The following is a 21,848-nucleotide window of genomic DNA, read 5'->3' on the forward strand; positions in this document are numbered from 1 at the left end:
GAATCGGGCATTGTGAATCTTGATGTGCTGATCATCGGCGGCTGGGTGGTCGACGGGACGGGAGCGCCTCCCTTCCGGGCCGATGTCGGCATCGCGGACGGCCGGATCGCCGTCGTGGGCCCGTCGCGTCCCCCGGTCACCCAGAGCCCGTCCGGAGAGCCGGGACCCGACCCGGCGGGCGAGACCCGCGCCGCCGCCGTCATCGACGCGACCGGCCGGTACGTGCTGCCCGGGCTGGTCGACTGCCACGCCCACGGCGACGCCGTCGTCCTCGACCCGGAGATCCAGCTCGCGGCGCTGCGGCAGGGGGTGACCACGTTCGTCCTCGGGCAGGACGGGCTGTCGTACGCGCCGACCACGACCAAGGCCGGGTTCGACTACGCGAGCCGCTACTTCGCCGCCGTCAACGGGGGCCATCCGGGTGTGGACGGGCCGGTCACCGTCGCCGAGCTGCTCGACGGTTACGACCGCGCGACCGCCGTGAACACCGCGTACCTGCTGCCGCACGGCACCATCCGGTTCGACGTCATGGGTGCGGCGGAGCGAGCCCCCGACGCGGCCGAGCTGCGGGCCATGCGGGAACGCGTCGAGCGGGGGCTGTCCGAGGGCGCCGCCGGTCTGTCGTCCGGCCTGGAGTACGCCCCCGGCCGGTACGCGAACGCGGCCGAGCTGGCGCACCTGTGCGAGCCGCTGGGCGGCCTGCCGTACGTGACCCACATGAGGGGCTACGGCGCGTCGGCGGCGACGGGCATGGCGGAAGCGGCCGAGATCGGCATCCGCGCCGGCGCGCCGGTGCACATCTCGCACTACCACGGCCCGGCGGGCACCCTTCTCCCGCTGCTCGACGAGGCGCGGCGACGGGACGTGGACCTGAGCTTCGACACCTATCCGTACCTGCGGAGCAGCACCATCCTCGCGATGGTGTTGCTGCCGCCCTGGGTGCCCGCGGCCGACCCCGACCGCGCCGTGGCCGCCCTGCGCGCCGAGCCGGAACGGCTGGCGCGGGACTGGGCCGGGTTCGCCGATGTGTGGGGGCGGATCACGCTGTCCCACGCGCCCGGTTTCGAGTGGGCGGAAGGCTTGACCCTGCCCGCCGCCGCCGGACGGCACGGCATGGAGCCGGCCGAGTTCGCCCGGACGCTCCTGATCGAGACCCGGCTCGAAGCGGGCTGCGTGGCGGCCCGGCCGGACGAGGGCCCCGAGGGTGAGGCGTCGATCCGCGCGATCCTGCGCGACCCCGGACACACCGGCGGCTCCGACGGCATCTATGTGGGCGGTCATCCGCATCCGCGGGGGTTCGGAGCGTTCGCCCGCTATCTCGGCAGGCATGTCCGGGAGCTCGGCGATCTCACGTGGGAGCAGGCCACCGTCCACCTCGCGTCGCACCCCGCCCGTCGTTTCCGCCTGCCGGACCGCGGACTCCTGCGACGTGGCCAGGTCGCCGACGTGATCGTGGTCGATCCGCTGCGCGTCGCCGACACCGCGACGTACGAGAACCCGCGCTCCCTGGCGGTCGGCGTCGACGACGTGCTGGTTTCCGGCGTACCGGTGCTGGCGGGGGGACGGCTGACCGGCGCCACACCTGGCCGCGCGCTGCGACCCGCCTGATGAAGCCGCCGGTCCAGTACGATCCACCCAGGTGGTCTATACCGGGGCAAGGGGGACGACGTGCGCATCGCGGATGGTGACGTCGGCGGCCTCGGTCCGGACCCGATCGCCGATCAGGCCGACGCTGCCGGTCAACCGGCGGGCTCCGGCCCCGTACCCGGTTCTGTCCGCGACGACGCGGCCGACGTGGTGATCGACTGGAGCACGCGCGGCTTCCTGCACACCGGCGAGCCGGTCACCGCGCGTGAGTTCGTCGCGGCGCGGCACTCCCTGTTCGACGGGTCCTTCACCTGGCCGGTGATGGCCGTGAAGCGGTCGGCGCTCGACCACAACATCGCCACGCTCGCCGCCTTCACCCGCGCCCACGGGATCGCGTTCGCGCCGCACGGCAAGACCACGATGGCTCCCGCGATCTTCCGGGCTCAGCTCGACGCCGGCGCCTGGGGGATCAGCGCCGCGACGCCCGGGCAGGCGCTCGTCTACCGCCGCCTCGGCGTGCCGCGCGTGCTGCTGGCCAACGAGATCGTCGACCGGGCCGCGCTGCGCCTGCTGGCCGGCGAAGTGGAGCGGGGGCTGGAGTTCCTCTGCTACGCCGATTCCGTCGAGGGGGTGCGGATCCTCTCCGAGTCCGCCGGGGCGGTGCCGTTCCGGATCCTGGTCGAGCTGGGCCACACCGGCGGGCGGACCGGCTGCCGCGGCCTCGCCGAGCTGCTGGCCGTCGCCGACGCCGTACGGACGTCTCCCGGTGTGGAGCTGGCCGGCGTGGCCAGCTACGAGGGCACCCGCTCCGGGCCGGACGAGGTGCGGCAGATCCTCCGCGAGCTGCGCGCCGCCGCCGAGGCCGTCGCACCGCACGTTCTTTCGGGCGTCTCGCTTTCGGATGTCTCGCCGGGCGTCTCCTCGGGTACCACCGGGCGGCCGGGCGCCTCCCCGGTCACGGCCGGGCGGCTGATCGTCTCCGCGGGCGGGAGCGCGTGGTTCGACCTGGTCGCCGAGGAACTGGCCTCTTTGGCGCGGCCCCGGGAGGAGGGCGGGCTCGACGCGCTGGTGCTGCTGCGGAGCGGAGCCTACGTCGCCCACGACGACGGCTTCTACCGCGAGGTCACGCCGTACAACCGGATCGAGGGCCGGCTGCTGCCCGCCCTGGAGGCCTGGGCGCAGGTGCTGTCCGTGCCCGAGCCCGGCCTCGCGCTGCTCGGGATGGGCAAGAGGGACGTTCCGTACGACATCGACCTGCCGGCGGTACGGACCGTGAACGGCGAGACGGCCGGGTGGCTGGAGCAGGCGCGGGTCGTCAAGGTCCAGGACCAGCACACCTACCTTCGGTTCCCGCCGGGGGAGGAGCGGATCCGGCCGGGAGACCTGGTGTCGTTCGGCCTGTCGCACCCCTGCACCGCGTTCGACAAGTGGCGGATCATCCCGGTAGTTGACGACGATTATGTCGTCATTGATGTGATCAAAACGTATTTCTAGCGACGTCCAGGAGTTGGGTGACATGAAGCGGGAGATCCGTACGGCTGAGGGTGCCGCGCCCGTCGGCGCGTACTCGCAGGGGCTCGTCGTCGGCGACTTCCTCTACACCTCCGGCATGGGGCCGCTCGACCCGGAGACCGGAGAGGTCGTGGGTGACGACGTGGCGGCGCAGACGCGCCGCACCATGCAGAACCTCGGCGCGGTGCTCGCCGCCGAGGGGCTGACCTTCGACGACGTCGTCAAGGCCACCGTCCATCTGCAGAACGTGAAAGAGGACTTCGCCGCCTACAACGAGGTCTACAAGTCGTATTTCACCCCGCCCTATCCGGTGCGTACGACCGTCGGCTCCGACCTGATGGACATCCTGGTCGAGATCGACTTCGTGGCCTACAAGGGCCGTTGACGTGGACAGCTCGCTTTACGTCTTCGTCGAGGACCTGCGCGGCGAGGGAGTGGACGAGGTCCTCGACCGGGTGGCCGGATACGGCGCCCAGGGAGTGACGATCGCCGCCGCCTATCACCGGGCGCGGGACGTCACCCCGCACGGCGCCTCCCGCGTGACGCTCCGACGGGACGGCGTCCACTTCCCCCCGCCTGACGACCTCTTCGCCGGGCTGCGCCTGACTCCCCCGGTGCAGGAGGGCGCCGACGAGGAACCCCTCGCCGATCTGCGCCGCGCCTGCGCCGAGCGCGGCCTCAAGATGCACGCCTGGACGATCTTCCTGCACAACACCACGCTGGGGCTGGCCTCCCCGGACGTCACCGTCCAGAACTGCTTCGGCGACCGGGGATCCCCCGCCGACCTCTGCCCGGCCCATCCGGACGTCCGCGCGTACGCGGTGGCGCTGGGCCGCGCGGCGGCCCGGCAGGGTGTGGACAGTGTGGTCGCGGAGGCACTGCATTTCGGCACCTTCGGCCACGGCTACCACCACGAGCGATGCTTCGTGGCACTCGGGCCGATGGACGCGTTCCTCTTCGGGCTGTGCTTCTGCGACCACTGCATGCGCCGGGCCACGGACCTCGGAGTGAACGCCGAGGTCGCCCGCGAGGAGTGCTCACGCATCGTCGGCGGCGTCCTGGACGGCGACCCGCCCGCCCAGGGCGAGGTGACCCGTGCCGCGCTGACCGCCTACGCCGGCCCCGAGGTCGTCGCGTACGCCAGGGCGCGCTCCGAGACGGTGACGTCGCTGGTCGCCGAGGTGTCCGCGGCCGTGACCGCGGAAGGCGCGCGGCTGACCTTCATGGACGCGACGGGCGCCTGCAAGGGCTACGCCGACGGCCTGCCCTCCGCCGGTCTCGCGGCCCACGACGCCTGGCAGCTCGGCGTGGACCTGGTCGCCCTCGGAGACATCGTGCCGTCCTTCGCCGTGCTCGCCTACGCCAGGGACGCCGCCCGCGTGGCCGACGACATCGCCGCCTACCAGCGGTCGGTGGGCAAGGACCGGGAACTGCGCGCCGTCCTGCGGCCGGGGTCGCCCGACACCGACTCCGAGGATCGGCTCGCCGCCAAGGTCCGCGCGGCCAAGGCGGCCGGCGCCGAGGCGGTGGACTTCTACGCCTACGGCCTGGCCCCCTTCGACGTTCTCGGTCGCATCCAGGGAGCACTCGGCTGACATTACGACTCCGTCCCGGTGCCTCCGCCGGTCGCCCAGTCCGCGGGTAGAGCTCGGCCGCTCGGTCGTGAGCGGGGTAGAGCGTCCGGTCACCCAGTCCGGGGCTACTTGGCAGCCTGCATTGTGGCGGCACGCGTGGACTGGTGTCGCCGTGGTTGCCGCTATCGGGTCCGCCCCGATGCCGGGCAGCAAGGCTCGCAGCCTGGGCAGTGATCTGCCAGGCATCTGCTCGGTGATTGGCCAGCCTCTGATCATCATTGGCGGGTCCTGGTTCGGGGGCTGAGGTAGGTGAATCCCCAGCGGTTCTTGCCGACCTGGTGGAGTTGGTAGTGGGCGGGGTTGCGGTAGCGGTCGCGGTTGTGGAACTGGCAGGTGGGTCCGAGGTTGTCCAGGTCGGTGGTGCCGCCGTCGGACCAGTTGGTGATGTGGTCGATCTGGCACAAGTGGGCGGGCATGGGGCAGTGGTCGACCATGCATCGGGTGTAGCGGGTGAGGATGGTCCGGCGTTGTCGTCGGGTGGCGCGGCGGGCGGTGCGTCCGACGTCGAGGACGCATCCGTCGGCGTCCATGACCAGGCGGGTGAGTCCGGAGGTCTGGGCGAGGCGGTGGATGTCGGTGACGGGCAGGAGTTGTCCGGTGGCGAGCAGCAGCCCGGGCAGTGTGCGTCCTGAGATGAGCCCGCCGGGCGTCGCCCAGTCCGCACCCCGCCCCCGTCCCTGGCTCTGTGCCTGGCCTTGTCCCTGTCCCGGCCCCCGCGCCTGGCCCCGTGCCTGTCCCCGCTCCCGTGCCTGGCCTTGTTTGCGCTGTCCGCCATCGCGGGCAGGCCGATTGCTCGGCCTACCGGCCCGGGTGCCCCGGCCGCCCGCTCTCTGACCGCGCACCGCGTCGCGCCCAGCGCTCCGACCATGCTGCCCGCCGTCGCGAGTTTCCCGGCGATGCCCTGCGTCGTGACCAGCGCTCTGGTCAGGTTGCCCGTTGCTGCGGGCGCCCTGCTCGCGGCTCGTGTCATCTTGATCGCTTGTCTTGCGCCGGTCGGGGGCAGACGGCTCGCCTCGCCCAGGTCGGACGCCTTCGACCGCGAAGGCGCGGGCGTTCCCGCTGATGAGGAGTCGGACGTCTCAGTGGGTGAGGAGGCGGGCGGGTCGTCGGGAAGGGACTCGGCGTTGATCAACACCAGCAACTCGGTACCGATCTGCTGCTCCAACAACGCGATCAACACATCCGCGTTCCGCACCCGCAGCGGCCGCTCATCCCCCGCCACCCTCGGCTTCGCATACGCATCCAACAACGCCCGCAACCGCGCCCCCGCCTCCCGAGGCAGCCGGAACTCCCCCTCCACCCCGCCCGAAGCGCTCTCCCGTACCAACAGGAACCGGCCCCGATAATCCGCCTCGCCGTCGTCAGCTTCTCCGTCCGGGTCCAGCACCGCACGCAGATACCGCCCCGCACGTGCGATCTCCGCAGGAGTCGCCTGGTCCGCCAGCCCGACCAGAATCGGCTCCGCCAACGCCGCCTGCTCATCCGTCAGCCGCGCGGTCGCCGAACAGATCGCCGTCACCACACCCTCAGCCAGGCTCCCCTCCGCGAACCGCGCCCGCACGGTCGGCAGGCGGGCAAGCTCGGTCGCCAACGCCAGCACCCGGCCCGCCCCGGCCACACTCATCCCCGCCGCCCCCCGCAACCACGACCGCGTCGAGGCATGCCCAGCCCGCCTGGCCTCACCCGCGGCATGCACCCGCTCCACCCGCGCCGCGATCGCCGAAATCAGCCGGTCCCGCGCGAACAGCAGATCCTCCGCCTCCGCCAGACACACCCCCGGAGCGTCCGGCACCACCCCCACCGCCAACGCCGACGCGACCTGCCGGACCTGCGCCACCAACGGCCACGACACCCCACAACCCCGACCCTCACCAGACCCACCAGGCCCAGCCATGGACGCGGACCCGGCAGAGGATGGGTCCGCGTCGGACGGGTCGGGGCCGGAGGCTGCGCGGGGGGATTCGTCACCGTCGTCTGACGCGGTCGGGGGGTGAGCCTCGGACACCGGCACCGACTCACCCACCGGCAATTCGGGCTCCGCCGCCGACCGCCCTTCGGCGCCCGGGACCCGAGGGCTAGTGCCAAAGGAGGTGGCGTCAGGCGATGACCGCGGAGGAACGACGGGCACACCCGGAGATAGCGGGCCCCGGCCCGCTCGGCCGGAAAGCGGTGCCGTTTTCGCCGCAGCCGCGTCCGGACCCAGGTGGCCGAGGAAAGGGGGCACGGTTTTTGTCGAGGTCGCGTTATTCGCCGTTGAATTGCTTCCTTTCGCCGTATTGGGGAGAAAGTCGTCAATCGTAAATATGGCGGCACTACGGGGCGTTTCGCCCGTTTGGGCTGGCCTGGGGATCGTGGCGCGCTCCCACCAGTCAGCATCACAAGGGCGGGACTCGTCGCGACGCGGTAGTTCATCCGGAAAGGCCCCGGCGGGCTCGAACAGCTGAGTCATGTCCACCCCCGATCGCGATTAGAACGCCTGTATGAATAATGCCAAAGGCGGCGGCGCTATTCAAGTCGAATTCGCAAAGAATTTCGAGGCGAATATCGATATCAAATTTCAGGAAATATCGGACGTCTATGTCGCGAGGGTAGTGGCGGTGCCCGATCCCACCCGGGATCACGCGAGTACCCGCGCAGGTGGAAGGCCGGCCCCTCGCCGCCGTCCCTCGCGGCCGTCCCTCAACGGTCCCTATGGCGGATCCGCGCAGGCACGCGGCCGGTTCCCGGCGCAGGCGCACAGCCGAGTTCCCGGCGGCGCACGGTGGGACCGACGTCCGGTTCGGTGCTGCGGCAGGTGTCCGACCGTTGAGGTCCCCGCGAGCTCTCAAAGGGGAGCAGGCCAGGGGGAGGCCGGCGCGGGACCCGCCCCTACGTAGCTACCAGCGGGAACTCTAACAACGCTCCCGTGCGCAACCCCGCCTGTCGTTGTCGCGAGCCTGGGTTGTGAATCCGCCGGCGGTCGCGGCGTCCCGGACGAAGCCGTCGGGGAGCTTCGTCGGCTCAGGTCGGTGAGGCGTCACGGTGCGGGTCGGCGACGGTCCCCGTTATCTGGATTCGGTGTCGACGCTTCTGAGCGTGTTCCCTCGAAACGGGGGCACGGCCGGTCTCCCGGGAACGTTTCCCGGAGACCGGCCGTGTCTCACGTGACCGCCACGGGGCCGGTCACGACGGCGACTCCAACGGCGTCGGGACGCCCGGGGATCCGGCTCCCTCGTGCCCGGTCGGCCACTGCGGACGGCTGAGGTTCACGAGCAGGGTGGCGGGCGCATTGTTCTCCTTGCCGGAGCTGATCACCCAGACCGTGTCGCCGGAGACGATGTCCGCCAGCCCCCTGCGGTCGGCGCAGACGCGGGTCGAGTCGTTGATCGTGTACGTACGAGCGTAGCCGTCGGTGCTCTGGACGGAGACGGAGTTCTGGCTGATCGAGGTCACCGTCCCGGTCTGGGTGGTGACGGTCTGGTAGCCGCCGCCGCGCTTCGGGACGACCAGCTCGCCGTGGACGGCGCCGAGCGGACCTTCCATCCCGTGCCCGGGAGGCCCGGTGGGCCCGGTCGGAGACGGGGTCGGCTGGGCGAGGACGGCGGCCGCGCCGAGCGCGTCGGCCGGGCTGGGAACCGGATATCCGCGGGAGGCACCCTGGGCGGCCGCGTCGCCGTACGAGGGCCGGGTGGGGGCGCTCGCCTGCGCCCCTTGAGTGGCTGCGCCCGTACCGGCGGCGACCATCAGGGTGGCGGCTCCGAGGAGCAGTCCGCGGCGGATCAGGCGCCGCGGCGGCGTCTCGCGCGGGAGCCGGGCTGGGGTGAACTCGCGATCGACCATCGGGATTCCGGGGCGAGCGTTCCCCAGCCGGTTCGGGGCGGGGAAGATCGCCCCTCCCTCCTCTCGGGAGTGCGCTGCGCTCAGGGTGTCCTTCCGCCGCGCTCGCTCCGTCCGGCGACGCGATCTGCGCGGCACGGACCGGCCGCGGGCACGGTCAGGCGCCCTCGGCCCGCGATCTGTCACCCGCGGTGGGCGCCTGGCACCGCCGCTACCCCGCCCAGCACGGCCCTGACGGCCTCGCCGGTAAAGCTCTTGTCCAGCGGCAGCCCGCGGAACGCCACGCGCAGCCAGACGGCTCCGGCCAGCAGGTCCACGATCAGCATCGGATCGATGTCCTCGGCGATCTCGCCGCGCGCGCGGGCGCGCTCGAAGATGGGCGCCTCACGGGCGTACCGGTCGGCGAAGAAGGCGCGGGTCGCCTCGGCCAGCTCGGGGTTGCCCACGGCGGCGCCGAGTGCGGCGACCGCGATGTCGCACGCGGGGGGAGCGGTGAGGAGCCGCGCCATCTCCTCAGTCAGGGCCCGGAGGTCGCCGCCCAGCGAACCGGTGTCGGGCGACTCGAGGTCGAGCGCCCGCCCCTCGATCAGCGCGGAGCCGAGGAGGGCCGCCTTCGACGGCCACCACCGGTAGATGGTGGTCTTGTTGACCCCCGACCGCTCGGCCACGCCCTCGACGGTCAGGCCCTCGTACCCCTTCTCGGCGAGCAGCTCCAGGGTGGCGTTGAGGATGTCGTCCTTCTTACGCGGTGCCATGTCCGTCACCCTACCGCGACCGCAACGCACCGTTGCGTTGTGGTTCAATAAAAATGCGACGCGACGTTGCGTTGCGTTCTTTGGCGTTGAAGGAGGTCGTGTCATGGCGGATCTGCCCGTCGTCCTCGTCCATGGGACCCGGGTCTCCGGCTCGATGTGGTCGCCGGTGCGGTCGCTGCTGCGGAGCCCGTCGGCCGCGCCCGACCTGCCGGGCCACGGTTCCCGGCGCGGGCAGCCGTTCGACCTGGACGCGGCCTGCGACGCGGTCGCGGAGTGCATCGCCGGGCTCGGCGGGCGGGCGCTCGTCGGCGGGCTGTCGCTCGGCGGCTATGTCGGCATCGCCACGGCCGCCCGCCATCCGTCCATGGTGGCCGGGCTGGTCGCCATGGGGTGTACGGCCCGGCCCGCCGGTGCCCTGATCCACGCCTACCGGCTCGCCGGGCGGCTGGCCGTCGCGAACGCGGCGCGGGCCGACCGGGTCAGCGCGTACGTGATCCGCCGGTCGCTGCCGGGCTCAGCGGGGGAGGCGATGCTCGCCGGCGGCCTGTCCTGCGAGGTCGTCCCGTCGGTGGTCGCCGCCGTGGCGTCCGAGGATCCGGTGGCGTCGCTGGCGGGATATCCGGGGCGGGTGTGGCTGGTCAACGGGGCACGCGACCACTTTCGCGCGGACGAGCGCGCCTTCCTGCGGGCCTGCCGGAACGGCAGCCTCATCACGATCTCAGGACGCGGCCACCTGAGCGTGCTGGCCGCTCCCGAGCGGCTGGCCGTGTTCTTCGACCGCGCGGCCGCCGAGGTGGCGGCCGGTTAGACCGCCTTCCATTCGTGGCGCTGGAGGAACGACCGGTCTCCCGTGGCGTACTCCAGCATCGCGCGGCGCACCTCGGCGAGGTCGGCGGTCACGGTGGCGCGGATCTCCCCGTTCTCCTTGAACTCCAGCTCGTAGCCGGGGGACACCTGCATGAAGTGCTCCCCGAAGCAGACGAGCGCGACGAACGGGTTCTGCGGCGAGAGCGTCTCCAGCACGTCGGAGATCAGCTTCAGGTCCGGGTCTCCGACGATCATCCCGTCGCCGGTGTGCATCTGCATCTGGGGATACACGCTGCGCGGCTCAAGATTGTGCACGAGGTCGCGCTGGGGGTCGTAGCAGACGAGGCCGTGCTCCCGGGCCAGCGCGAACACGGCGTTCGAGATTTCGTCCACGCGTTCCAGGGGGATGTCGTCGATCCGCTCCCCGGGGAAGAGCGCGGCGAACGCGTCGGCGAAGTCGTCGTCGGGCTCCGGTGGGCCGTCGAGAAAACGTTCCCGGGCCTGGTCACGTGAAATAGGTCCAGATTCGCGCCATACCGCCAGCTTCATGGCTATGACGATAGGGCGCCGTCGGCGAGGTCGCGGACCACGTCGATCAGCTCGGCCGGGTCGAACGGTTTGGTCAGGTAGGCGTCCACACCGATGCCGAGCCCCCGCCGCTTGTCGTCCTCCTGCGCGCGGGCCGTGATGAGCACGACCTTGATGTGGCTGGTGCTCTGATCGGTGCGCAGCCGGGTGGCGGTCTCCCATCCGTCCAGGCGCGGCATCATCACGTCCAGAGTGATGATGTCCGGATCGACCTCGTGGACCCGGTCGAGGCAGTCCTGCCCGTCGTACGCCGTCTCGACCTCGAACCCCTCCAGAGTCAGGTTGACCGCGATGAGCTGCCTGATGACCTCGTCGTCGTCCACCACGAGTACACGGCCCAGAACGTCGTTCACGGGCGCAAAGCTAACCCCTCGCCAGGGGTCCACGCGTGGCTTTCGCCGGATCGTCGCGGGATCGTCGCAAAGACGGCCCAGAACGATGTGCGCGAGGAGTCCGCGAGAACTGGTAGCCTTATCTCTCGTTGAGCCCCCTTAGCTCAGGGGATAGAGCACCGGCCTCCGGAGCCGGGAGCGCAAGTTCGAATCTTGCAGGGGGCACACAACTGCTCAGCGGATCTAGCCGCTGAGCAGGGTGAATGGCACAGGAACGGGCGGGTCTCCAGTTTCACGGAGTCCCGCCCGTTCTCGTTGTCGCTCGTGGGTTGTGGGCCAGTCGTGGGCCATGATCGATCTCTGGGTGGGACCCTCCATTGCCTCAGACTCCTCCAAGCCAGACGCACCGCACCCGAGCTCGGGCAGAGCTCCACCACCTGCACCCGGCCGCACTGAGGCACGATGCCCGACTCCGCATCGAACACTCCGCCGCCGTATACCGCCGCACTCGCTCATCTCTTCTACCGGCAACGATCCCAATAGCCTCCGCCCGATCTCCACTTGATCATTCATGCTGGCAAGCGTGTGGTCTTCATCCGGTAAGCCACCTTCCGTGCCTGATTGATGGCCAAAGTGACTCTTGTAGCTCGATCTTGTGAAAGGTAGGCGTGGTCGGCGCACCAGGCGTAGAAGGCATGCAGGCGGTGGCTGATCTGTGATCGGGCAGGGTTGGTCCGGGCCAGGGCGATCAGGCGGCGCAGTTTCTCCTTGGCGTGCCAGCCGGCCAGGATGTCTTGCCGTAGGTGCCGGTCCGCTTCAGGTCACGCTTCAGGTCGGAGCGCTGCTGGTCGGTCAGGTCCTCGGTGTTCGAGCGCAGCAGCCTGCGGTGGTCGGACTCCGGGTCGCCTGCCCGGCCGCGGCGTCCGCGCATCTTCCACGTCAGCCGTCGTCGCAGTTCGGCGAGCTTGGTGATGGCCAGCTGCACCAGGTGGAAGTGGTCGACGACGATGACGGCGTGGGGCAATGCGGTACGGATCGCCGACCGGAACACGGTGCACATGTCAATCGCCACGTGCGTTACGGCGTTTCTCCACTCGGTGGGGCGGGCGGTCAGCCACGTGGCGACCGCCGTCGAGACGCGGCCCTCGACCTGACCGAGCAGTCCTTGACCGCGCGAAAGGTCGGTGAACCCGACGTGCTATCGGTCCGTGACAAGCCGATATTTCCCGGTGACCGGGTCGAGTTCCCAGCGGGGACGGCCCCGGCGGATCTTATCGATCCCGATCGCCTCCGTTGGCTTGGGCTGCTCAGGAAGCACCTGTGCGGCGTAGGCGCGCATCTCGCGCATCGCCACCGGCCAGGACACGCGATGGTCGCGAGCGGCTTGGGCCACCGTACGCCCGCCATCGGCCACTGCCCGTCCGCATGCGCGGCGCAGCCGGGCCGTCGTTCGCATCCCGGCACTGACCTGCGCGATCTGTTCGGTGAATGACCTGCGTGGGCACAACGTCTCCCGGCAGATCCAGCGGCGCCGGGGTCGGCACCTCAGCCGTCACTCACCGTGATCGCCTACCGAGATACGCGGCGGACCTTTCCGATCAAGCTCGAAGAGCCCGAAAAGGCCCCACCGATGTTTCCGTGGCAATGTAAAAGTGGGTCTGGCCTAGACGCACTTGGCCATTGACACGATAGGGCTGAACGTTCGCGAACGTATAACTACCTTGCCGAGACAACCCGGCTGGCATATGTGTGAGACATCGCCTGCTGGAGGAAACTTTGGCACCCAACCGATGGCCGATCGGCACCTTCATGCACCGTCTGACGGACGAATTGCGCTCGGAACTCCTTGGGCTCGGGACCTTGCGCTCGTTTCCGCCCGGACACGCATTGATCAGGCAGGGGGATCGCGGTACATCGGTTTGGATCCTGTTGGACGCTCTGGTCAAGGTGACCGGGGGCGTTGAGAACGGAGTGGAGGCGACCCTGGCAATCCGGGTGTCGGGTGACATCGTGGGCGATATGGCTGCCATGGACGGGTCGCCGCGGTCAGCGACCGTGACCACCTGCGGGCGCGCCGTCTGCCAACAGGTCAAGGGCCCGGTGTTCCGGTCTTTCGTGGCCCGGCGCCCGGCTGCGGCACTGGCGCTGACGCAGGTCGTGACCGAGCGGCTGCGTTGGTCCAATCAACGGCGCCTCGACTTTGCCGGGTATGAGACGAAGATCTGCCTGGCACGCGTGCTGATCGCGCTGATCTCGCGGCACGGCCGCACCACGGATGACGGCGTGAGCATCGGCATCCCACTCACGCGAGCCGAGTTGGGCATGCTGGTGGGCGCCAAGGAGATCACGACGCAGAAGGCGCTGCGCGAACTGGCCGCGGAGGGGGTCATCCGGCGTGGGCGCCGCGACGTGGTAGTGAAGGACCTGGCAGGGCTGACTGCGCTCGCCGACCTCCCATTCCTCGCCAAGCCATATTTCTAAGGCTTCTCCCGCCGGATGGTGCCTCACGGTAGAGCCCACCCGCTCATTGGAGATGCCATGGTCATGCACGATTACCACGTCCTGCTCACAGCCGACATCGAGAACTACGGCGGCCGCACTGACGCCCAACAGCGGACCCTCCAGTCTGGCCTGATCAGCGCGATCGAGACGGCGGCGGACCGCGTTCAGCTGGATCACGAGTCGTGGTCGCGTCAGGTGGGCGGTGATTCGCTGACCGCGGTCCTTCCCGCCGAGCCGGGCCCTCTCATCACAATTCCTCTTCTCCTCGACCAGTTCCTGACTGAACTGGATGTGGCCATCGCGGCGCACAACAGCCGACGCGCCGATCCCACCTGGGCGCGGATGAGAATACGGCTTGCCGTCCACGTCGGACCGCTGCAGTTGGACGGCGCGGCCGGGTGGCCTGGACAGCATGCAGTACAGCCCGCGAGGTTGCGTGATTCGGCACCGATCCGGACCGCGCTCGACATCTTCCGCGATGCCGACCTGGCGCTGATCATTTCGCGAGAGGTGTTCCGCGACTACGTATCACAGGGGCCGGGGCGGCCCAGACCGTCGGAGTTCCTGGAGGTTGCGGTGGCGGAGAAGAAACAGGAGTACCCGGCATACCTGTACGTGCCGCACTTCGATGTCCACGACATGGAGCCTCCGGGATCCCCGCTGCCCAGCGACGACGCCCCGTCCACACCGCCGTCGGGCATCGGATCGATCAAGAACCGGGTCAAGAAAGGCGACATTTTTTTCGCGCAAGGAGACATCAACGTCACCCATGACCCCGAGCGGAGGAAGAAATGAGCGACTCCCCGCCTGAGGAATCGAGATCCGAGACCCCGCAACCGGAAGACCCGGAGGTCGAGGACACTCCGCCCGAGGAGCCGGACGAGACGTCACAGGAACCCGACAGCCAATCGATCCGTAACGAAATGACTGCTTCCGGACAGGAGTGGCTGGAACGCAGGCAGAGCCTGGACGACCTGTTCTCCGACGAGAGGCCCAGCGCCGGCACCCGAGACCTGAATGGCCGCGTAAGCAACCGCGTCAAGAAAGGAAATATCTGGTTCGCCCAGGGTGACATCCACGTTGACCAGGGGCGGCCACAACCGACAGCGACGATCCATGAACTGACAGTAAACGAAGTCGAGGACCTACGACGAACGCTGGTATCGACCCAGTCGCAAGCCGAAATACGCAGGCTGCTCGACAGCGAACGTTTGGTTCTGCTCAGCGGCGCGCCGGAGACCGGCAAAGCGACCACGTCCCTGGCGGCGCTGCTCGACTGGGGTGGCCGGGTGAGCTGGATCATTCCGCACGGAGCGAGCACGCCGAACCCCCGCGACTGGAAACTGGAATCGGGTCACGGCTATTTGCTGGACCTGGTCGATACGCCCGATGCCGTAGACAGGGTGACCACGAATCTCAAGCGTGCTGGCGTCAACGCGGACTGCAGGATGGTCGTCCTGGTGCCGGAGCACATCAAATCGTCTGTAGCGCCCCTGATCGAGCACGACCCCCCACCGAACAGCCGGATCTTCGCCAAACATCTATCCGTCCAGGCACAGAGCGCACGGCTTGTCTCGGACGACCAGCAGCTTCTGAACGAGGAGCTCCGAGCTCTTTCCGCGCCCTGGCAGGTGGTCGAACTGGTCAGGCAGGTGGCCGCCACCGTGGAGTCCGGCACCTCCATCGAGGTCATGCTGGACCGGCGGTTCAATCGAATGCGCGCGAAGGTGGGCGAAGACCTCGAGAAGCGCAGGCCGATCCTGGGCCGGTGTTTCATGACGAGCATCGCCGTACTCCACGGGTTGCCTGAGGCGGAAATCTCCGCCGCGGCGCTGGCCCTGGCCGAACGGCTCGACGAGAAGTGGCGTCGTGACCATTCGCCGAAACCGGTCCGGCTCTGGGAGAAACTGCCCCTCTGGCTGAGTTACGTGGATGCCGAGGCCACACCCGCCGGACCTGGTGGCGGGCGGAGCATAAGGCTGAGACGCCCCAAGCTGGCGGCCGTCATGCTGCGCGCGATCTGGGAGGACCAACCGACCATCCGCGACTCGTTGGTCGACTGGCTGCTCTGGCTCGGTGGTGAGGGATCTTCGCATACGAGGATCAAGGTCGGACATGCGGTCGGGAAGCTCGCGACCTTCGACTTCGCCCTCGTGAACGAGCGGTTCCTGGAGGTGTGGAGCCGATCCCGCCGGTCCCGGGATCATCAACTGGCCGCCCTGGCGCTGGAGGCCGCCGCTGAGGACCCGTCGATGACACGCCGTGTCCATCTCCATCTCCGCTCGATGATTCAAGGCAACGATGCAAAGAAGTCGATTGCGATCCGCGCCTACGCCTCGTCCGTCGGTCTCTCCGCACCTGACCAAGCCCTCGCTGCATTCAGGAACCTGGTTCTCACCAAGGGCATCAAGTTTCACCAAGACGTGGCCCAGTCCATCGCTTACCTCTATCGCGGGGACACCGCGTACACCATCGTGCACCGCCTTGCCGACTGGGTCGGTGACGGAGGACCGGCCGGTCATCGCAGCGCCGCCCTCGCCTTCGGACGGCTGGCCGCACTGCCCGTCTCGACCTCTGAGCGGCCGCATCTGAGCCGGCTTGATCCCCATCCCTCGCTGGTGACGCTCTGGCGCAACGCGCTCAGCTACGAGGAAGATGGCCGCCTGGTCGTGCCCGAGTCCTGGGACCTGCTGCTGAGCGAATGGCTGTGCCATTACGACGAGCGGCCCACCGTACGGGAGATCACGGACCAGATCTTCAGCCTGACCGACAGACGGAACGCCAAGCGGGCACTGCTCTACCTCCGGCTTTGGCGGCACCATGGCGAGATCACCGCCGATCTTTACCATCACCTGCGTCAACTCGTTCACAGGAGCTGATCCCATGCGCAAATGGCTGGCACCCGTGCTCTATCACGTCCAGCAGAACGAGCCCGAGGCCGAACCGCCCGTCAACATCGAGGCGTTCGTTCTGGCCGCGCCCGCCAAGGGCGACGCTTACGACTTCTCCGTCACCCTGCGCCGGACCGCGACCTCGGCCGGGAAGCGGGCCCGAGTTCTCCTCGACGATGAAGTGCCCGAAGCCGAGGCAGTTCTCCAGCGCGCTTGCCTGGAGGTACGTTTGATCACCAGGCGGTTCGAGATCACCGAGGCGGGCGCGGCGGAGCAGGCCGCGAACGAGAAACTCCGATTGATCTCAGGCTCGATGACGGGTGTCTACCGATGGACGGTCAGAGCCGAGGTGAACGTTCCCGAGGAGATACGCCAGCTCAACCGAGACAGCCACAGGAAGCTGCATGACATCAGATCTGACGCCGCGGCGGCGCTGCTCCAGATCAAGAGCACCGACGAGGTCCGGCAGAAGTGGCAGGAGTTTCTCGCCGCTGTGGAGGGAAGCGCCCGAGTGGTGCACGCGATCCAACTGGCCGTCGCCCCGGAGCAACTGCCACAGATCATCGCGGAGCTCGTCGAGCAGCGACAGCAGGGAGCGCAGGAACTGCTCGGCACGGTCGAGAGGATCATGCAGAGCTACCAGGCAGTGGACATGCTCGAGTTCGTCGTCAGCAACGAATCGGTGCTCCGCAGCACCCTGAAGCTTCTCGGTCTGCCCGTTCCGTCGCTGGAGGACGACACGCTGCTGGCAGGTAGAGCGTGACCTGCCTGACCGCGCAGGCGTCATGTCTACGCTTGCGCGGTCACGGCGGAGAACCGGTGAGCACGACATTGATGAGGGCCGCGCTCACCGTGGCCGACATTCCACTCAGGAGCAGCCAAAACCCCCAGCGGATGAGGCGATACTTCTGCCCGACGATGCGGCTGACCCGGTACAGCTGATCAGCGATCCGCTCCAGGTCGAGCGCCGAGGACCGCATTAGAGCGCTGGCGACAGTCGCCGTGGAGTCGAGGTGGAAGACATCGGCGTAGTACATGACGGCGCTGCTCCCCTTCCGTCGATCCAGGCGCGGATAGACCGCGCCGGCGAGCACGACCACGGACGCTAGGGCTGCCGCTGCCCCTACCCACCACAGCCACTCGACGGCATTGGACATCTCGAAGGGTGACCAGCTTCCCGCAAGCAGACCGCCTGCGACGGCGCCGAGGCCGATGCCAACGATGCCGAGGAGGACCTGGGCTTTGGTGTCCGCCCGGCTGAGCTCCTCACGGGCTTCTCTAAGTAACTGTGTTCCGTAAGCGCACGCATCGTCCTCGGCTGCCTGCCGTTCGTCTGTAGGGGGTTGGGTGAAGGCTCGCACGATCTTGTGGAACACGAGAAACCTCCTCGCCGGGGGGCGATCACAACGCAGAGCATTCCACGACCGCCGTGGGTTGAAGCCCGTGATGCGCTTCGCTCCCGCTGCACACCACTTCTGCCGACCACATGCCGTACCGAGGTTCCGAGCCCGTAGGACAGCAGGTCCCGCGCCCGGTCCAAGAACCCGGCGGCGGACGCGGCCGCCTTCTGCTCGAACAGGGAGAGCACCAGCTCGGTCAGCTCGGGAGTGGCGTGACCGGCATCGACGGGGTGAGACATCCTGACTCCTTTGAATTGTTCTCAGAGCTGAGGGAAGCTCTTCAGCCTGGCCCGGACCTCCGCAGCGTCGACGTCGGCCCCGAACAGGGCCGTCCCCGGCTGGAACCGCACGCCCTCGGCGAGAGGCCCGGCCACGACCGGGTCGAAGCCGAGCGCGTCGACCAGTGCGGCGACGGCGTCGAGACCGGCCGGGTCGTCGCCGGCGATCGCGATGGCCTTGCGTCCCGGGCTGCCCGCGGGCCGGGCCTCGTCCTCCAGGTCGTGGTAACCCAGATGGTTGAAGGCCTTCACGACGCGGGACCCAGCCAGGAAAGCCTGCACGATCTCGCTGGAGGACGTCGCCGGGTCGGTGAGGTCGTCGCGGACGCCGTCCACCTCCCACCAGTAGTTCATCGCGTCGATCACGAGCTTGCCGCGCAGCTCCGCCGCGGGCACCGTGCGGTACCTGCCGAGTGGCAGCGCCAGGATGACGAGATCGCCGCGCGCCGCGGCGTCGGCCGCCGTGGTCGCGACCGCGCCGGGAGTGAGCACGCCGACCGTGAGCGCGATCTTCGCCGGATCGCCCGACCCGGCGATGAGCACCTTGTAGCCCGCGGCCAGCGCGAGCCTGGCCAGCACGGTGCCGACCTTGCCCGCGCCGAGCACGCCGATGGTCTCGTTCATCGGTCACTCCTTCCGAGCAGGTCGCGGACCATCGGGATGACGGCCTTGCCGTACAGTTCGACGGCCCGCAGGCGGGCGCTCGCCGGTTGCGAGCCCGCGGTGTAGATGAGGTCGAAGCGGCCGACGCCGAGGGTGCCGACCGCGTCGGCGATCTTGCGGGCGACTGTCTCTGGCGAGCCGATGTAGAGAGAGCCGTGCTCCACCTCGGCGTCGTACTCCTCGCGGCGGATCGGCTGCCAGCCGCGCAGCGCGCCGATCCGGTCGCGCAGCACCCGATAGCGCGGCCAGAACAGCTCCCTGGCCTCCTCGTCTGTGTCGGCCACGAATCCGGGCGAGTGCATACCGACCGGGTGCGCGGTGGTGCCGAGTTGCTCGGTGGCGCGCCGGTACAGCTCGAGGTAGGGGGCGAACCGCTTGGCCGGGCCGCCGATGATGGCCAGCATGAGTGGCAGGCCGTACGTGGCGGTGCGGACGACCGACTGCGGCGAGCCGCCGACGCCGACCCAGGTGGGCAGGCTGCCCGAGGCGGTCTTCGGGAAGACGTCGGCGTCCTCGAGTGCGGGCCGCAGTCTGCCCTTCCAGGTGACGGGCCGCTCGTCCCGCAGCTTGGCGAACAGGTCGAGCTTCTCCTCGAACAGCTCGTCGTAGTCGGCCAGGTCGTAGCCGAACAGCGGGAACGACTCGGTGAACGAGCCGCGGCCGAGGATGATCTCGGCGCGGCCGTTGGAGAGCGCGTCGACGGTGGCGAAGCGCTGGAACACCCGGACCGGGTCGTCCGAGCTCAGCACGGTGACGCCCGAGGACAGGCGGATCCGCTCGGTGCGCGTGGCGATGCCGGCCAGCACGGTCTCGGGGGTGGAGATCGCGAACTCCGGGCGGTGGTGCTCGCCCAGCGCGATGACGTCGACGCCGAGCTCGTCGGCCAGCACCGCCTCCTTCACCACCTGCCGGATCGCCTCGGGGTGGGTCATCAGCTCGCCGTGGTCGTCCTCCGGCAGGTCGCCGAAGGTGTCCAGGCCGAACACGAGATCAGACATGACAGGCCTCCTTCGCCCGATGTGATTGACGCGTCAATTATGTATGATGTGATTGACATGTCAACTAGGAGGCGGGGATGACGCGGAAGCGCAGCCTGCCCACGGCGGACGAGCTGCGGGTATGGCGGGACTACATCGAGACGGCCGAGGCGCTCAGGGCGGTGATCTCGGCGCGGCTGCAGAGCGACTCCGCGCTCTCGCCGGGCGATTACGCGGTGCTGTTGGCGTTGAGCGAGGCGCAGGGCCACCGGATGCGGTCCTCGGACCTGGCGGCACACATCAACTGGGAGCGCAGCCGCCTGTCGCACCACCTGGGGCGGATGGAGCGGCGCGGGCTGATCGGGCGGGAGGACTGCGTCACCGACAGCCGAGGGGCGGAGGTCGTCCTGGCCGCCGCTGGGGCCGAGGCGTTCCAGGCGGCGACGGTGCCGCATCTGCGGGCCGTACGGGAGCTGTTCGTCGACGCGCTGACGCCCGAGCAGCTCGGTGCGGCCGGGGAGGTGGCCACCGCGCTCCGCGCGCACGCCGGGCGCCAGGACCACGCGTCCCGCTGATCAACCGCTGCGCAGTTCGGTGGTGCCAGGCCCGGTCGATGGCCTCCAGCACCTGCTCGGGTCCTCACCCTCTGGCGCCGGCCCGACCGGTGTCGCCATCGTCATTCCTGTGTCGGACGTCGACGGGTCGAAGACGTTCTGCGCGGACCTGGGGTGGCGGCTCGATGCCGAATTCGCCTTCGACAACGGGTTCAGAATGCAGTTCCAGTGGTACGCCGCCTCCATGGTGTCCGTGCAGTCGGATGAGGCCAGTACGTTCTGCGTCCCAGTGGCCGTGTCGTCCTCATCGATGACGGATCAGGCGTCCGCTCGTGGAGTCGGGGCGGTGCACGAGGTTGCCGCCGAGAATGGTCGCGAAATCGTCTACGAGAACGGGTGTTGGTATCGGCGGTCTCTCACCTGGTCATAGATGGCGCGTAACCACGGCTGACGAACCTCCGGCAGGCGCGCCAATGTACTGAGGAACACCTTCCAATCGGGCCGGAACGGACTCCACGGCAACAGTGGCGGCGGATCGTCGCGGCGGACACCGTCAGGCATCCCATTCGCCGCTGGAACAAGTCGCCGATCGTCGTGGAAGGCCATGTACATCCACACGTCAGCAGCCAGCGGCACCGCCCCCCGTGCACTGGTCGGCCACACCTCATCAGTCTGCGGATGCCGCGGTACCAGGGCTAGGTCCGTGACCGTGGCGGGCAGGCCCGGACCGGCCAAGACAAGGTCCCGAGTCGGTGGTCCCGGCGGGAGAAAGGTGTCGATCGCCCTGCGAAACGCCTCGGCGACCGGTCCGTCGGGGACGGCCACTCGCTTGCCGCCCGACGCCGCCAGCAGGTGGGCCAGCGCCACCGCGACCGCCGCGGTCCACACCGGGCTCCACCATCCGGGCTGCTCGATAGGTGGCGTGCCCGGATGTTCCTCCCGTAGTGCCTCCCAGCCGACCACCCGGCGAGCGGGGCCCTCGACGCTGACTGGGCGCACGGCGCGCGGGTCCAGCCACACCACCTGCCAGAGCGTGCAGTCGTCAATGCGGGTCGCAACCGCCTGCCCGCACTCCTCGCACGCCAGGTTCGGACCGTCTCGCCCGTCCAGCCCCAAACAGTAACCGTCGCACCGTTCAGGTATCAGAACGGTTCCGCGAACATCGCCGGGCGCAACCCCTACCGTTCCGGGCGGCCCGTACGACAGGGAGTAGACCGGTGCATACACGCCGCGGGCCTCCGCTTCGTCCGCCCCCACCTCCTCCCATCGCCGCCTCGGCGGTCCGAAAGGTTCTGGGTTCACCGCGTACGTCCCGGGCTCCAGGAGCGCAGGCAGCAGTTCATGGCCGTAATGCTGACCGGCGTGGACGGGGAGCGCGACCCGTGACACCCGCGCCGTCAGCACGACACCGCATCCCGCGCACGCGAACACGACCATCCGCCCTCCCACACCACAACGACTGGATCATGCTGACTCAAATTCGGTCTTGGAGGAACCACTCGTCACCGATTCGCCGCCTCAGAGGCCTCGTGGCTTGATCACGTCCGGAGAC

20 protein-coding genes, 1 tRNA gene and 1 pseudogene are annotated in these 21,848 nt (G+C 69.2%); 11 read left to right on the forward strand and 11 right to left on the reverse strand.

Annotation, left to right across the window (positions count from 1 at the left end; genetic code table 11):
* The first annotated feature begins 12 nt into the window (after positions 1-12).
* The 4 genes from ACQP1V_RS08745 to ACQP1V_RS08760 all read left to right on the forward strand — a co-directional run bounded on the left by ACQP1V_RS08745 (position 13) and on the right by ACQP1V_RS08760 (position 4,694).
* Complete coding sequence (locus ACQP1V_RS08745; RefSeq protein ID WP_433420694.1) at positions 13-1,608, forward strand: N-acyl-D-amino-acid deacylase family protein; 1,596 nt, start codon at positions 13-15, stop codon at positions 1,606-1,608.
* A 186-nt stretch (positions 1,609-1,794) separates the two neighbouring features.
* Positions 1,795-3,081, forward strand: a complete 1,287-nt coding sequence (locus ACQP1V_RS08750) for an alanine racemase (protein WP_433425783.1) — start codon at positions 1,795-1,797, stop codon at positions 3,079-3,081.
* A 22-nt stretch (positions 3,082-3,103) separates the two neighbouring features.
* Complete coding sequence (locus tag ACQP1V_RS08755; RefSeq protein ID WP_433420697.1) at positions 3,104-3,484, forward strand: RidA family protein; 381 nt, start codon at positions 3,104-3,106, stop codon at positions 3,482-3,484.
* 1 nt (position 3,485) lies between these two features.
* Positions 3,486-4,694: a hypothetical protein gene (locus ACQP1V_RS08760; protein WP_433420700.1), complete on the forward strand. Its 1,209-nt coding sequence runs from the start codon at positions 3,486-3,488 to the stop codon at positions 4,692-4,694.
* A 254-nt stretch (positions 4,695-4,948) separates the two neighbouring features.
* Here ACQP1V_RS08760 and ACQP1V_RS08765 read toward each other — a convergent pair whose 3' ends face one another.
* From ACQP1V_RS08765 to ACQP1V_RS08780, 4 genes and pseudogenes are all read right to left on the reverse strand, one after another.
* A complete protein-coding gene (locus ACQP1V_RS08765; protein ID WP_433420702.1) occupies positions 4,949-5,575 on the reverse strand; it encodes an HNH endonuclease signature motif containing protein in 627 nt (208 codons plus the stop codon).
* Positions 5,576-5,934: 359 nt separating this feature from the next.
* A pseudogene (locus tag ACQP1V_RS08770) lies at positions 5,935-7,182 on the reverse strand (DUF222 domain-containing protein); the annotation flags it as partial.
* Between the two features lie 713 nt (positions 7,183-7,895).
* Positions 7,896-8,552, reverse strand: coding sequence for a hypothetical protein (locus tag ACQP1V_RS08775; protein WP_433420705.1), 657 nt, complete (start codon positions 8,550-8,552; stop codon positions 7,896-7,898).
* Positions 8,553-8,731: 179 nt separating this feature from the next.
* Entirely contained in the window at positions 8,732-9,304 is a 573-nt protein-coding gene (locus ACQP1V_RS08780) for a TetR/AcrR family transcriptional regulator (RefSeq protein WP_433420708.1), read from the reverse strand.
* Positions 9,305-9,407: 103 nt separating this feature from the next.
* On the opposite strand from ACQP1V_RS08780, the gene ACQP1V_RS08785 reads away from it, so the two are divergent.
* A complete protein-coding gene (locus ACQP1V_RS08785) occupies positions 9,408-10,112 on the forward strand; it encodes an alpha/beta fold hydrolase (protein WP_433420710.1) in 705 nt (234 codons plus the stop codon).
* Here the strand turns inward: ACQP1V_RS08785 and ACQP1V_RS08790 are convergent.
* Positions 10,109-10,660 (reverse strand): hypothetical protein, encoded by a 552-nt coding sequence (locus ACQP1V_RS08790; protein WP_433420713.1) that lies wholly within the window; start codon positions 10,658-10,660, stop codon positions 10,109-10,111. The two genes, ACQP1V_RS08785 and ACQP1V_RS08790, sit on opposite strands and share 4 nt — an antisense overlap.
* A gap of 2 nt (positions 10,661-10,662) precedes the next feature.
* A complete protein-coding gene (locus ACQP1V_RS08795) occupies positions 10,663-11,052 on the reverse strand; it encodes a response regulator transcription factor (RefSeq protein WP_245656588.1) in 390 nt (129 codons plus the stop codon).
* A gap of 132 nt (positions 11,053-11,184) precedes the next feature.
* On the opposite strand from ACQP1V_RS08795, the gene ACQP1V_RS08800 reads away from it, so the two are divergent.
* Positions 11,185-11,256: transfer RNA gene (locus tag ACQP1V_RS08800), tRNA-Arg, on the forward strand.
* A 523-nt stretch (positions 11,257-11,779) separates the two neighbouring features.
* Here the strand turns inward: ACQP1V_RS08800 and ACQP1V_RS08805 are convergent.
* Positions 11,780-12,193, reverse strand: coding sequence for an ISL3 family transposase (locus tag ACQP1V_RS08805; RefSeq protein WP_433425785.1), 414 nt, complete (start codon positions 12,191-12,193; stop codon positions 11,780-11,782).
* Positions 12,194-12,840: 647 nt separating this feature from the next.
* Here ACQP1V_RS08805 and ACQP1V_RS08810 point away from each other — a divergent pair.
* Genes ACQP1V_RS08810 through ACQP1V_RS08825 form a run of 4 tightly spaced genes read left to right on the forward strand, consistent with a single transcriptional unit; the run spans position 12,841 to position 17,187 of the window.
* A complete protein-coding gene (locus ACQP1V_RS08810; RefSeq protein WP_433425786.1) occupies positions 12,841-13,512 on the forward strand; it encodes a Crp/Fnr family transcriptional regulator in 672 nt (223 codons plus the stop codon).
* Between the two features lie 57 nt (positions 13,513-13,569).
* Complete coding sequence (locus tag ACQP1V_RS08815; RefSeq protein WP_433420715.1) at positions 13,570-14,328, forward strand: hypothetical protein; 759 nt, start codon at positions 13,570-13,572, stop codon at positions 14,326-14,328.
* Positions 14,325-16,412, forward strand: coding sequence for a hypothetical protein (locus ACQP1V_RS08820; RefSeq protein WP_433420718.1), 2,088 nt, complete (start codon positions 14,325-14,327; stop codon positions 16,410-16,412). Before ACQP1V_RS08815 ends, ACQP1V_RS08820 begins: the two co-directional genes overlap by 4 nt.
* A 4-nt stretch (positions 16,413-16,416) precedes the next feature.
* Positions 16,417-17,187 carry a hypothetical protein gene (locus tag ACQP1V_RS08825; RefSeq protein WP_433420721.1) on the forward strand — a complete coding sequence of 257 codons (771 nt, stop codon included), beginning with the start codon at positions 16,417-16,419 and terminating at the stop codon, positions 17,185-17,187.
* A gap of 40 nt (positions 17,188-17,227) precedes the next feature.
* Here ACQP1V_RS08825 and ACQP1V_RS08830 read toward each other — a convergent pair whose 3' ends face one another.
* From ACQP1V_RS08830 to ACQP1V_RS08840, 3 genes are all read right to left on the reverse strand, one after another.
* Positions 17,228-17,800 (reverse strand): Pycsar system effector family protein, encoded by a 573-nt coding sequence (locus ACQP1V_RS08830; RefSeq protein ID WP_433420723.1) that lies wholly within the window; start codon positions 17,798-17,800, stop codon positions 17,228-17,230.
* 284 nt (positions 17,801-18,084) lie between these two features.
* Positions 18,085-18,726 (reverse strand): NADPH-dependent F420 reductase, encoded by a 642-nt coding sequence (locus ACQP1V_RS08835; RefSeq protein ID WP_433420726.1) that lies wholly within the window; start codon positions 18,724-18,726, stop codon positions 18,085-18,087.
* Entirely contained in the window at positions 18,723-19,763 is a 1,041-nt protein-coding gene (locus ACQP1V_RS08840) for an LLM class flavin-dependent oxidoreductase (protein ID WP_433420729.1), read from the reverse strand. The genes ACQP1V_RS08835 and ACQP1V_RS08840 overlap by 4 nt, the downstream gene beginning before the upstream one ends.
* A 77-nt stretch (positions 19,764-19,840) precedes the next feature.
* Here ACQP1V_RS08840 and ACQP1V_RS08845 point away from each other — a divergent pair, with 77 nt between their 5' ends.
* On the forward strand, positions 19,841-20,317 hold the full coding sequence (locus ACQP1V_RS08845) for a MarR family winged helix-turn-helix transcriptional regulator (RefSeq protein ID WP_433420731.1): 477 nt from the start codon (positions 19,841-19,843) through the stop codon (positions 20,315-20,317).
* 363 nt (positions 20,318-20,680) lie between these two features.
* Here ACQP1V_RS08845 and ACQP1V_RS08850 read toward each other — a convergent pair whose 3' ends face one another.
* Complete coding sequence (locus tag ACQP1V_RS08850) at positions 20,681-21,733, reverse strand: hypothetical protein (RefSeq protein ID WP_433420733.1); 1,053 nt, start codon at positions 21,731-21,733, stop codon at positions 20,681-20,683.
* Between the last annotated feature and the right edge of the window lie 115 nt (positions 21,734-21,848).

It is taken from the genome of Microtetraspora malaysiensis (genome assembly GCF_050947145.1).
Taxonomy (GTDB): domain Bacteria; phylum Actinomycetota; class Actinomycetes; order Streptosporangiales; family Streptosporangiaceae; genus Microtetraspora_A; species Microtetraspora_A malaysiensis.

Excerpts from the sequence above, each read along its gene's own strand:
- ACQP1V_RS08780 (WP_433420708.1), bottom strand. The coding sequence starts at position 9,304 with ATGGCACCGCGTAAGAAGGACGACATCCTCAACGCCACCCTGGAGCTG.
- ACQP1V_RS08790 (WP_433420713.1), bottom strand. The coding sequence starts at position 10,660 with ATGAAGCTGGCGGTATGGCGCGAATCTGGACCTATTTCACGTGACCAG.
- ACQP1V_RS08845 (WP_433420731.1), top strand. The coding sequence starts at position 19,841 with ATGACGCGGAAGCGCAGCCTGCCCACGGCGGACGAGCTGCGGGTATGG.
- ACQP1V_RS08825 (WP_433420721.1), top strand. The coding sequence starts at position 16,417 with ATGCGCAAATGGCTGGCACCCGTGCTCTATCACGTCCAGCAGAACGAG.
- ACQP1V_RS08840 (WP_433420729.1), bottom strand. The coding sequence starts at position 19,763 with ATGTCTGATCTCGTGTTCGGCCTGGACACCTTCGGCGACCTGCCGGAG.
- ACQP1V_RS08835 (WP_433420726.1), bottom strand. The coding sequence starts at position 18,726 with ATGAACGAGACCATCGGCGTGCTCGGCGCGGGCAAGGTCGGCACCGTG.
- ACQP1V_RS08810 (WP_433425786.1), top strand. The coding sequence starts at position 12,841 with ATGCACCGTCTGACGGACGAATTGCGCTCGGAACTCCTTGGGCTCGGG.
- ACQP1V_RS08775 (WP_433420705.1), bottom strand. The coding sequence starts at position 8,552 with ATGGTCGATCGCGAGTTCACCCCAGCCCGGCTCCCGCGCGAGACGCCG.
- ACQP1V_RS08785 (WP_433420710.1), top strand. The coding sequence starts at position 9,408 with ATGGCGGATCTGCCCGTCGTCCTCGTCCATGGGACCCGGGTCTCCGGC.
- ACQP1V_RS08815 (WP_433420715.1), top strand. The coding sequence starts at position 13,570 with ATGGTCATGCACGATTACCACGTCCTGCTCACAGCCGACATCGAGAAC.
- ACQP1V_RS08755 (WP_433420697.1), top strand. The coding sequence starts at position 3,104 with ATGAAGCGGGAGATCCGTACGGCTGAGGGTGCCGCGCCCGTCGGCGCG.
- ACQP1V_RS08850 (WP_433420733.1), bottom strand. The coding sequence starts at position 21,733 with ATGGTCGTGTTCGCGTGCGCGGGATGCGGTGTCGTGCTGACGGCGCGG.
- ACQP1V_RS08820 (WP_433420718.1), top strand. The coding sequence starts at position 14,325 with ATGAGCGACTCCCCGCCTGAGGAATCGAGATCCGAGACCCCGCAACCG.